Annotated in this window: 13 protein-coding genes; 1 reads left to right on the forward strand and 12 read right to left on the reverse strand. The window is 72.3% G+C overall.

Annotated elements, in window-relative coordinates; translation table 11 throughout:
• The 12 genes from CKO13_RS08160 to CKO13_RS08215 form a co-directional block, all read right to left on the reverse strand.
• On the reverse strand, positions 1–233 hold a 233-nt coding region (locus CKO13_RS08160), incomplete at its 3' end, for a biotin/lipoyl-containing protein (protein ID WP_338034609.1).
• Positions 234–286: 53 nt separating this feature from the next.
• Positions 287–3118, reverse strand: a complete 2832-nt coding sequence (locus tag CKO13_RS08165; protein WP_200259279.1) for a 2-oxoglutarate dehydrogenase E1 component — start codon at positions 3116–3118, stop codon at positions 287–289.
• A 33-nt stretch (positions 3119–3151) separates the two neighbouring features.
• Complete coding sequence (gene tatC / locus CKO13_RS08170) at positions 3152–3943, reverse strand: twin-arginine translocase subunit TatC (protein WP_200259281.1); 792 nt, start codon at positions 3941–3943, stop codon at positions 3152–3154.
• Positions 3940–4308 carry a Sec-independent protein translocase protein TatB gene (gene tatB / locus CKO13_RS08175; RefSeq protein ID WP_200259284.1) on the reverse strand — a complete coding sequence of 123 codons (369 nt, stop codon included), beginning with the start codon at positions 4306–4308 and terminating at the stop codon, positions 3940–3942. Before tatB ends, tatC begins: the two co-directional genes overlap by 4 nt.
• A 24-nt stretch (positions 4309–4332) precedes the next feature.
• On the reverse strand, positions 4333–4614 hold the full coding sequence (gene tatA / locus CKO13_RS08180) for a twin-arginine translocase TatA/TatE family subunit (protein WP_200259287.1): 282 nt from the start codon (positions 4612–4614) through the stop codon (positions 4333–4335).
• A gap of 52 nt (positions 4615–4666) precedes the next feature.
• A complete protein-coding gene (locus CKO13_RS08185) occupies positions 4667–4993 on the reverse strand; it encodes a phosphoribosyl-ATP diphosphatase (RefSeq protein WP_200259290.1) in 327 nt (108 codons plus the stop codon).
• Between the two features lie 14 nt (positions 4994–5007).
• Positions 5008–5772, reverse strand: coding sequence for an imidazole glycerol phosphate synthase subunit HisF (hisF, locus tag CKO13_RS08190; RefSeq protein ID WP_200259294.1), 765 nt, complete (start codon positions 5770–5772; stop codon positions 5008–5010).
• Positions 5769–6503, reverse strand: a complete 735-nt coding sequence (gene hisA, locus CKO13_RS08195) for a 1-(5-phosphoribosyl)-5-[(5-phosphoribosylamino)methylideneamino]imidazole-4-carboxamide isomerase (protein WP_200259297.1) — start codon at positions 6501–6503, stop codon at positions 5769–5771. Before hisA ends, hisF begins: the two co-directional genes overlap by 4 nt.
• A 4-nt stretch (positions 6504–6507) precedes the next feature.
• Positions 6508–7161 (reverse strand): imidazole glycerol phosphate synthase subunit HisH, encoded by a 654-nt coding sequence (gene hisH, locus CKO13_RS08200; RefSeq protein WP_200259299.1) that lies wholly within the window; start codon positions 7159–7161, stop codon positions 6508–6510.
• 2 nt (positions 7162–7163) lie between these two features.
• Positions 7164–7757, reverse strand: a complete 594-nt coding sequence (gene hisB, locus CKO13_RS08205; RefSeq protein WP_200259301.1) for an imidazoleglycerol-phosphate dehydratase HisB — start codon at positions 7755–7757, stop codon at positions 7164–7166.
• Between the two features lie 107 nt (positions 7758–7864).
• Entirely contained in the window at positions 7865–8320 is a 456-nt protein-coding gene (dtd, locus tag CKO13_RS08210; RefSeq protein WP_200259303.1) for a D-aminoacyl-tRNA deacylase, read from the reverse strand.
• 288 nt (positions 8321–8608) lie between these two features.
• On the reverse strand, positions 8609–9118 hold the full coding sequence (locus tag CKO13_RS08215; RefSeq protein WP_200259305.1) for a hypothetical protein: 510 nt from the start codon (positions 9116–9118) through the stop codon (positions 8609–8611).
• Between the two features lie 181 nt (positions 9119–9299).
• On the opposite strand from CKO13_RS08215, the gene CKO13_RS08220 reads away from it, so the two are divergent.
• The coding region (locus tag CKO13_RS08220) for a transposase (protein ID WP_200259307.1) at positions 9300–9528 on the forward strand (229 nt) is incomplete at its 3' end.

Here is a 9528-nt window from a genome sequence, read left to right on the forward strand (position 1 = left end):
TCGGCCACGGTGCCGAGCACCTCGTCGGCGGCGACGACCTCGCCGACGGGCTTGTCGATCTGCTCGAGGGTGCCGCTGCCGGGGGCCGGCACCTCGAGGACGACCTTGTCGGTCTCCAGGTCGACGAGGGTCTCGTCCTGGCTGACGGACTCCCCGGGCTGGCGGTGCCAGGCGACCACGGTCGCCTCGCTGACCGACTCGGGCAGCGCCGGGACCTTGATCTCAACGCTCATGCAGGTTCCTTTCTCGGTTGGTCTCGGGACGCTTGAGGGGGGCGGCGCGCAGGTCAGCCGAGCGCCGCCTCGACCAGCGCCCGCTGCTGCTCGTGGTGGAGCTTCGGCGAGCCGACCGCCGGCGAGGCGGCGGCGGGCCGGCCGGCGTAGCGCAGGCGCTGGTCGGCGGCCATGCACTCGGCGATGTGGTGGTTGGTGGCGTACCACGCCCCCTGATTCTTCGGCTCCTCCTGGCACCATACCACCTCGCCGGCGCTGGCGTACTTCTCGGCGAGCAGCGGGCGCAGCAGCGCCTCGGGGAAGGGGTAGAGCTGCTCGACGCGCAGCAGGGCCACGTCGGTCTGCTGGCGGCGCCGGCGCTCCTCGAGCAGGTCGTAGTAGACCTTGCCGGCGCAGAGGACCACCCGCCGGCAGTGCCCCGGCTCGATGGCGTCGATCTCGTCGATGACGCTGTGGAAGGCCCCGCCGGTGAGCTCGTCGAGCGCCGAGGTCGAGAGCTTGTGGCGCAGCAGGCTCTTGGGGGTGAGCACCACCAGCGGCTTGCGGTAGTGGCGCAGCATCTGCCGGCGCAGCATGTGGTAGAGCTGCGCCGGGGTCGAGGGCACGCAGACCTGGATGTTGTGCTCGGCGCACAGCTGCAGGTAGCGCTCGAGCCGCGCCGAGGAGTGCTCCGGGCCCTGCCCCTCCTGGCCGTGGGGCAGGAAGAGGGTCAGCCCGCAGAGCCGCCCCCACTTCGCCTCGCCGGCAGCGATGAACTGGTCGATGACCACCTGCGCGCCGTTGGCGAAGTCGCCGAACTGCGCCTCCCAGATCGTCAGGGCGTCGGGCTCGGTGGTAGCGTAGCCGTACTCGAAGCCGAGCACGGCCTCCTCGGAGAGCAGCGAGTCGATGACGAGGAAGTCGTTCGGCTCCGTGGTGACGTCCTGCAGCGGCACGAAGGTCGAGCCGTCGCGCATGTTGTGCAGCACCGCGTGGCGGTGGAAGAAGGTCCCCCGCCCGGAGTCCTGCCCCGTCAGCCGGACCCGGTAGCCGTCCTGGAGGAGCGTGGCGTAGGCCATGGTCTCGGCGAAGCCCCAGTCCACGGGCAGGGCCCCGGCGACCATCTTGCGCCGGCTCTCCATGATCGAGGCGACCCGGGGGTTGAGCTCGAAGCCCTCGGGCAGCCGGTCGAGGATCCCCTGCAGGGCGCGCAGCCGCTGCTGGCCGACGGCGGTGGTCACCGGCTCCTGCCACTGCGCCCCGGCGAAGCGGTGCCAGTTGGCGGCGTAGTCGTTGCGCACGCCGGTGAGCAGGTTGGCGGCGACGACCTCGTGGCTGTCGAGCGCCTCGCGGTAGCCGGCGGCCATCTCGTCGACCTCCTCGGCCCCGAGGATCCCCTCGGCGATGAGCCGCTCGGCGTAGCGCTGGCGCACCGGCGGCTGCTGGCGGATCTTCTGGTACATCATCGGCTGCGTCGCCGCCGGCTCGTCGGCCTCGTTGTGGCCGTGGCGGCGGTAGCAGATGAGGTCGATGACCACGTCGCGGTGGAAGGTGTTGCGGTACTCGAGGGCGAGCTGGGTGACGAAGGCCACCGCCTCGGGGTCGTCGCCGTTGACGTGGAAGATGGGCGCCTGGACGATCTTGGCGACCTCGGTGCAGTAGAAGCTCGAGCGCGTATCCCGCGGGTGGGAGGTGGTGAAGCCGATCTGGTTGTTGATCACCACGTGGATCGTCCCGCCGGTGTAGAAGCCCCGCGCCTGGGAGAGCTGGAAGGTCTCCATCACCACGCCCTGCCCGGCGAAGGAGGCGTCGCCGTGGATGAGCACCGGCATCACCTGCTCGCCCTGCTCGTCCTGGCGCCGGCGCATGCGCCCGCGGGCCGAGCCCGCCACCACGGGGTTGACGATCTCCAGGTGCGAGGGGTTGAAGGCCAGCGCGACGTGCAGCGGGCCGCCGGGGGTCTGGATGTCCGACGAGAAGCCCATGTGGTACTTGACGTCGCCGGAGCCGTTGACCTCGCCGGGCTGGCGCCCCTCGAACTCGGCGAAGAGATCGCCCGGGTCCTTGCCCATGATGTTGATCAGCACGTTGAGCCGGCCGCGGTGGGCCATGCCCAGGACGAGCTCCTTGATCCCGGCGCTGCCGGCGCCCTGGAGCAGGTCGTGGAGCAGCGGGATGAAGGTGTCGCCGCCCTCGAGGGAGAAGCGCTTCTGCCCGACGTACTTGGCGTGGAGGTACTTCTCGATCCCCTCGGCGGCGATGAGCCGCTCGAGGATCTCCTTCTTGCGGGCCGCCGAGAGGTTGGGCCGGCAGCGGCTGCCCTCGACGCGCTCCTGGATCCAGCGCTTCTGCACCGTGTCGGTGATGTGCATGTACTCCGAGCCCACCGGGCCGGCGTAGACCTCGCGCAGGATGGCGATGATCTCGCGCAGCGGCAGCTGCTCGGGGGCGAAGAGCGAGCCGGTGTTGAAGGAGGTGTCCAGGTCCGCCTCGGTCAGGCCGTGGTAGGCCGGGTCGAGGTCGGGCACCGGCGGCTTGGGGCGCAGGCTCAGCGGGTCGACGTCGGCGGCCTGGTGGCCGCGGAAGCGGTAGGAGTTGATCAGCCGCAGCACGGCGGACTGCTTCTCGGCGGCCTCCGCCGCCATCCCGCCAGCGCCGGCGCGGGGCGCCGCGGCGCCGGCGCCGTCCCGGGCGTGCCGGGCGAAGCGCTCGCGCACCGGCGAGTGCGGGATATCGCGCCCGCGCCCCCGCTCCTGCTCGAGCGCGCGGAAGTACGCCCGCCAGTCGCTGTCGACCCGCGAGGGGTCGGCCAGGTAGCGCTCGTAGAGGTCTTCGATGAAGGCGGCGTTGGCGCCGTGGAGGTAGGAGCTGCGCAGCTGCTCTCGGAACAAGCCGTTACCGGTCATGGCATCGCTCTATTATCGATTCACGCGTGGCCGTCACTCCTCGCTTTGCTCGGAGGCCGCCGGCAGCACCGTCCGGGAGCGCCCCGCCAGCAGGATCCCGAGCTCGTAGAGCAGCCACACCGGGATCGCCAGCAGGATCTGCGAGAGCACGTCGGGCGGGGTGAGCAGCATCCCCACCACGAAGGCGCCGACGACGACGTAGGGCCGCTTGGCGGCCAGCGCCTCGCGGGTGGTCACGCCGGTGCGCACCAGCAGGACGGTGGCGATGGGGACCTGGAAGGCGGCCCCGAAGGCGAAGAACAGGGTCAGCACGAAGGAGAGGTACTCGCCGATGTCCGTCATCATCGACACGCCCTCGGGGGCGACGAGGGCGAAGAAGCGGAAGGCGAGCGGGAAGACCACGAAGTAGGCGAAGGCCGCCCCGAGGTAGAAGAGCAGCGTGCTGGAGATGAGCACGGGCCAGACGAGCCGGCGCTCGTGGCGGTAGAGCCCCGGCGCCACGAAGGCCCAGATCTGGTAGAGGAGGTACGGCACCGTGAGGAAGATCGCCGCGACCAGCGCCAGCTTCATCGGGATCAGGAACGGCGAGGCCACCTTGATGGCGACCATCGAGGCGCCCTCCGGGAGGACCTCGCGCAGCGGCCCCGAGAGGTAGGCGTAGATGGCGTCGCGGAAGGGGTAGAGCGCCAGGAAGGCGGCGAGGATCACGCCGACGGCGCGCAGCGTCCGGTTGCGGAACTCCTTGAGGTGGCTGAGCAGCGGCTGCTCCTCCAGGGTCTCCGCCTCGCGCCCCTGGTTGCCCTGCGGATCCTCGTCGGCGCTCACTGCCTACGCTCCTCGCCTGCCTCGCGCCCCTCACTACCCTGCTCCGTGGCCTCGCCCCCCGGCTCCGTGGATTTGGCCTCGCCCTGACCGGACGAGGCGCGCGCCTCGCGCTCGAGCTCCCGGGCCTGGCCCTTGAGATCGCGCCCCGTCTGCTCGACGTCCTGGCGCAGCGACTCGCCGGTCCGGCGGATCTCCTCGAGGTGGAGCTCCTGCTCGATCTCGCGCCGCGTGGCGTTGAACGAGGCCCGCGCCCGGCCCAGCCACAGGCCGAGCGTGCGGGCCGTGCGCGCCATCCGCTCCGGGCCGAGGACGAGCAGCCCGATCAGGCAGATGAACAGGACCTCCCAGAAGCCGAGATCGAACATGGCCGCTCCGCGCTCGCGCCGCCGCTAGGAGGCGCTGCGGTCGCGCTCCTGGGCGGAGGAGGCCTCGGAGGCCGCCGCGCGGGAGGGCGACTCGCCCTCGCGGTGCTCCAGCGGGGCCGGCTCCTCGTCCTCGCGCCCCTCGCGCGGCTCGCCCGCGCCCTCCTGCTGCTCGCCCTCGCGCATCGACTCCTTGAAGCCGCGGATCGCGCCGCCGAGGTCCCCCCCGATGTTGCGCAGCTTCTTGGTCCCGAACAGCAGCAGGACGATGGCCAGGATGATCAGCAGCGACCAGATATTGAAACCCATGGACCTTCACCCTCCGGCGCCATCCTCGGCGCCCTGTACTTGGCTTGGTGGCTCACTCGCCGCGGGCCGCCTTCTCCTCGATCCCCGAGCGCCCGGCCCGCCGCTCCAGCTCCGCCAGCACCGCGTCCACGGGGACGTCGCTGGCCGAGAGCATGACCAGTGTATGGAACCACAGATCGGCGGTCTCATAAACGATCTGCTCGCGATCCCCGCCCTTGGCGGCGACCACAGCCTCGGTGGCCTCCTCGCCGACCTTCTTGAGGATGGCGTCCAGCCCCTTGTGGTGCAGGCGCGCCACGTAGGAGGTGTCCGGGTCGGCCCCCTTGCGCTGCTCGAGGGTGGCCGCCAGGGCGCGCAGGGTATCCGCAGCCTCGCTCATGGGTCCTCCTTCGCTCAAAGCCGTACCTCGATGCCGCGCTCGGCCATGTAGCGCTTCGCCGCCTCGATCGTCTGCTCGCCGAAGTGGAAGATGCTCGCCGCCAGGACGGCGTCGGCCCCGCCCTGGTCGACCCCGTCGGCCAGGTCCTCGAGGCCGCCGACGCCGCCGGAGGCGATCACCGGCACCGGCACGGCGTCGGCCACCGCCCGGGTCAGCGCCAGGTCGAAGCCCTCGCGGGTGCCGTCGCGGTCCATGCTGGTCAGCAGCAGCTCGCCGGCGCCGAGCTCGGCCATGCGCCGGCCCCAGGCGACGGCGTCGAGCCCCGTCCGGTGGCGCCCGCCGTGGGTGAAGACCTCCCAGCGCGGCGGATCGGCCTCGACCTGCTTGGCGTCCACCGCGACGACGATGCACTGCGAGCCGAAGCGCGCGGCGGCCTCGGCGACGAGCTCCGGGTGGTGGACCGCCGCGGTGTTGATCGCCACCTTGTCGGCCCCGGCGTTGAGCAGCCGGCGCACGTCCGCCGCCGCGCGCACGCCGCCACCGACGGTCAGCGGGATGAAGACCTCGCCGGCGACCGCCTCGACCACCTCGTAGAGGGTCTCGCGGCCCTGGTGGCTCGCCGTGATGTCGAGGAAGGTCAGCTCGTCGGCGCCCATGGCGTCGTAGCGGCGGGCGATCTCCACCGGGTCGCCGGCGTCGCGGATGTCGACGAACTGCACCCCCTTGACGACGCGCCCGGCGTCGACGTCGAGGCAGGGGATGATGCGCTTGGCGGTCAAGCCGCCGCCTCCCCGGCGGCGCGGATCGCCTCGGCGAGGTCGAGGCTGCCGTCGTAGAGGGCGCGGCCGACGATGGCCCCGCCGATACCCTCCTCGGCGGCGGCCAGCGCGCGGATCTCGGCGACGGTGCTCACCCCGCCGGAGGCGATCACCGGGACCGAGACGGCGCGGGCCAGCTCGCGGGTCGCCTCGATGTTGCAGCCGCCCATCATCCCGTCCCGGCCGATGTCGGTGAACACCAGCGAGGCGGCGCCGGCGCGCTCGAAGCGCCGGGCTAGCTCCGCGGCGGTGACCTCGGAGGTCTGCTCCCAGCCGTCGGTGGCCACGTAGCCGCCCCGGGCGTCGAGGCTGATGAACAGCCGCGCCGGGAACTCGCTGCAGAGCTGCTCGGCGAGCTCCGGCTCGCGGACGGCGCGGGTGCCGAGGATGACGTACTCGATCCCGGCGTCGAGGTAGCGCGCGGCGGTCTCGCGGTCGCGGATGCCGCCGCCGACCTGCAGCAGGGTGTTGGGGTAGGCCTCGGCGATGGCCTGGATCGTCGCCTCGTGGGCCGGCTCGCCGCGCGCGGCGCCGTCGAGGTCGACCAGGTGCAGCCGCGAGGCGCCGGCCGCCACCCAGCGCCCGGCGACGGCGACGGGGTCGTCGTCGTAGACCGTCTCCTGGTCCATGCGGCCCTGGCGCAGCCGCACGCAGCGGCCGCCCTTGAGATCGATGGCGGGGATTACGAGCACGGTGTCAGTCCCTCCAGCGTCCGTCCCAGTCGAGGAAGTTGCGGTAGAGCCGCAGCCCGGCGGCCTGGCTCTTCTCCGGGTGGAACTGCACGGCGAAGCAGGGGCCGGCGGCCAGGGCGGCGGCGAAGCGCCGGCCGTGCTCGGCCTCGCCGGCCACCGCCCGGGCGTCGTCGGCGAGCGCGTAGTAGCTGTGGACGAAGTAGAACCACTCGCCGTCGGCGATGCCCGCCCACAGGGGGTGGGAGCAGCGCTGGGCGACCCGGCTCCAGCCCATGTGCGGGACCTTCAGCGGCCGGCCCGCGGCGTCGCGCTCGCCGTCCGGGAAGCGCACGGCGCGGCCCGGGACGATGCCCAGCCCCGCCACGCCGCCGCTCTCGTCGCTGCGCCCGAGCAGCGCCTGCATCCCCAGGCAGACGCCGAGGAAGGGCTTGCTCGCCGCCGCCTCGCGCACGGCGGCGCGCAGCCCGAGCCGCTCGAGCTCGGCCATGCAGTCGCCCATCGCCCCGACGCCGGGCAGCACCACGCGCTCGGCGGCGCGCACCGCCTCGGGGTCGGCGCTGACCGCCACCGCGTCGGCGTCGGCGCCGGCGGCGAGCAGCGCCCGGTAGACCGAGCGCAGGTTCCCCATGCCGTAATCGACGACCACCACCCGGGCCACGGCTAGAGCGCCCCCTTCGTCGACGGGATGCGGCCGGCCGCGTGCGGGTCCGGGGCGCACGCCTGGCGCAGCGCCCGGCCGAAGGCCTTGAACAGCGTCTCGGCGATATGGTGGGCGTTGCGGCCGCGCAGGGCGTCGAGGTGGAGCGTGATCGCGGCGTTGTGGGTGAGCGCCCGGAAGAACTCCTCGACGAGCTCGGTATCGAACCCGCCGATGCGCTCGCGGGGGAACGCGGCGTGGAACTCGAGCCCGGCGCGCCCGGAGAGGTCGACGACGGCGCGGGAGAGCGCCTCGTCGAGGGGCACGTAGGCGTGGCCGTAGCGGGCCACGCCGGCCTTATCGCCCCAGGCCGCCGCCAGGGCCTGGCCGAGGGCGATGCCGATATCCTCCACCGTGTGGTGGTCGTCGATCCACGTATCCCCCGAGGCCTCGAGGTGCAGATCGATCCCGCCGTGGCGGGCGATCTGCGCGAGCATGTGCTCGAGGAACGGCACCCCGCAGCCCAGCTCCGCCTCGCCGCTGCCGTCGAGGTCCACGCCCACGCGCACGGCGGTCTCCGCCGTGGTACGCTCGATCTGCGCGGTGCGATTCGCCATAACGCTCCTGCCGGCCGCCCCGCCGAGCCCGCGACGGCCCCTCACCCAAAAGGGCCAGGATAGCACAATCGCACCCCGCGGCTGGGCCGCGCCCCCGGCGCAGGCGCTCACCCGGCTCGCGGCGGCGCCTCCAGCCAGAAGGTCACCGGCCCGTCGTTGGTCAGCTCCACCTGCATGTCGGCGCCGAAGACGCCGCAGGCCACCGCCGCCGGGGCCTGCTCGCGCAGCGCCGCGACGAGGCGCTCGAACAGGGCGCGCCCCTGCTCCGGCGCCGCCGCCGAGGCGAAGCTCGGCCGCATCCCCTTGCGGGTGTCCGCCGCCAGGGTGAACTGCGGCACGAGCAGCAGCTCGCCGCCGACCTCCTGCAGGGAGCGGTTCAGGCGCCCCTGGGCGTCGGCGAAGACCCGGTAGCCGAGCAGCCGCTCGGCCAGGCGGTCGGCCTCGCGCTCGGTATCGCCGTGCACGGCGGCCACCAGGGCCGTCAGGCCGCCCTCGATCGCCCCGGTGACGCGCCCCGCCACCCGCACGCGCGCCGGCCCTGTGCGCTGGATCAGTGCGATCATCGGCCCACCATCTCAGATTGATCTGACATCAGAGACAGTCTTCCCCGGTTTCCCTCACACGAGCAAGGGGGCATCGTTGGGAACCGTTGCCGGGCAGTCGCTCCCTGCTGCTCAGCGGACGAGCACACGCGACTGCCCGGCAGCCTCAGCAAGGCGGCGAGGGAGCGCCCGACCGGCAGGGAGGCCAATATTCAGGGAGCAGGCCTCGCTGAGCTGCTAGGGATAGGGTGGATCGAGCAAAGCCGACGCGGGATCGCGTCGGCTTTCTTTGTCTCGGCCCCTGGCGCGCTACTGGCCGCCGCCGGAGGAGCGCCCCGCCGTCGACGAGGTGGCCATCTGCGAGAGCTCCTGGAGGGCCTCCTGGGCGCGCTGCGTCGCCTCCTGCCACGCCTTGAGCACCTCGTGGCCCTCGCTGTCCCACTGCTGCGCCATCTGCGAGGGGTCCATGTTCTTGACGCTGTCGAACCAGGCGTTCCAGAGCTTGCTCTGCGCCTCGGTCCAGGTCTTCATCATCTCCTGGGTCTGCTTCAGCGCCTCCTGCATGCCCTCGGTGGAGCCGCCGGCGCCGCCCGTCTGCTCGGCCCACTTCTCGGTCCACCGGACCTGGGCCTCCAGGGCCTCCTGGACGGCCCTCTCCCAGGCCTCCAGGTTCTTCTGGTACTGCTGCTGCCACTGCCCGGTGTCCACCCCGCTGGGCAGCTGCATCCCCTTGACGGACTGGAGCCAGTGCTCCCACATCCGCTGCTGCATGTCCGTCCAGTTGCGGACCATCTCTTCCATCGGCTTGCTCGGGCTCATAAAAGCGCTCCTCCCGTTACGGTGCGGCCTTGCTCGTCGCGCCCCCGCCGAGGGCGTGCGCCACGGGGCGGGGAACAGCGTCCCAGATCGCTCCACATTGCCAGTGTAGCGACTCCCCCGGGGTGCTTAAACGCGTCCGGATCTATTGCTTTCTGATGATGATGCCCTCTATCTTGTGGGCATGGTGCATGCCCCTCTGACCCTGCAAGGCTTCCTGGAGCTGGTGCCGGATGAGGCGCATGCCGAGGCGCTGTTCCTGTCGGCGCGCTGGCCGGAGGGCCCGGTCTGCCGCTGGTGCGGCTCCGTCGGCAACGCGCGCCGGCTGCCGGGGCGCAAGATGCTGTTCCACTGCCGCGACTGCGGCCGGGCCACCTCGGCGCGCGCCGGTACGCCGATGGCGGCCTCTCATC

It is taken from the genome of Halorhodospira neutriphila, from assembly GCF_016584055.1.
Lineage (GTDB): Bacteria > Pseudomonadota > Gammaproteobacteria > Nitrococcales > Halorhodospiraceae > Halorhodospira > Halorhodospira neutriphila.

Coding starts and splice junctions, on each gene's coding strand:
- CKO13_RS08165 (WP_200259279.1), bottom strand. CDS start 3,118: ATGACCGGTAACGGCTTGTTCCGAGAGCAGCTGCGCAGCTCCTACCTC.
- tatB (WP_200259284.1), bottom strand. CDS start 4,308: ATGTTCGATCTCGGCTTCTGGGAGGTCCTGTTCATCTGCCTGATCGGG.
- tatA (WP_200259287.1), bottom strand. CDS start 4,614: ATGGGTTTCAATATCTGGTCGCTGCTGATCATCCTGGCCATCGTCCTG.
- CKO13_RS08185 (WP_200259290.1), bottom strand. CDS start 4,993: ATGAGCGAGGCTGCGGATACCCTGCGCGCCCTGGCGGCCACCCTCGAG.
- hisB (WP_200259301.1), bottom strand. CDS start 7,757: ATGGCGAATCGCACCGCGCAGATCGAGCGTACCACGGCGGAGACCGCC.
- dtd (WP_200259303.1), bottom strand. CDS start 8,320: ATGATCGCACTGATCCAGCGCACAGGGCCGGCGCGCGTGCGGGTGGCG.
- CKO13_RS08215 (WP_200259305.1), bottom strand. CDS start 9,118: ATGAGCCCGAGCAAGCCGATGGAAGAGATGGTCCGCAACTGGACGGAC.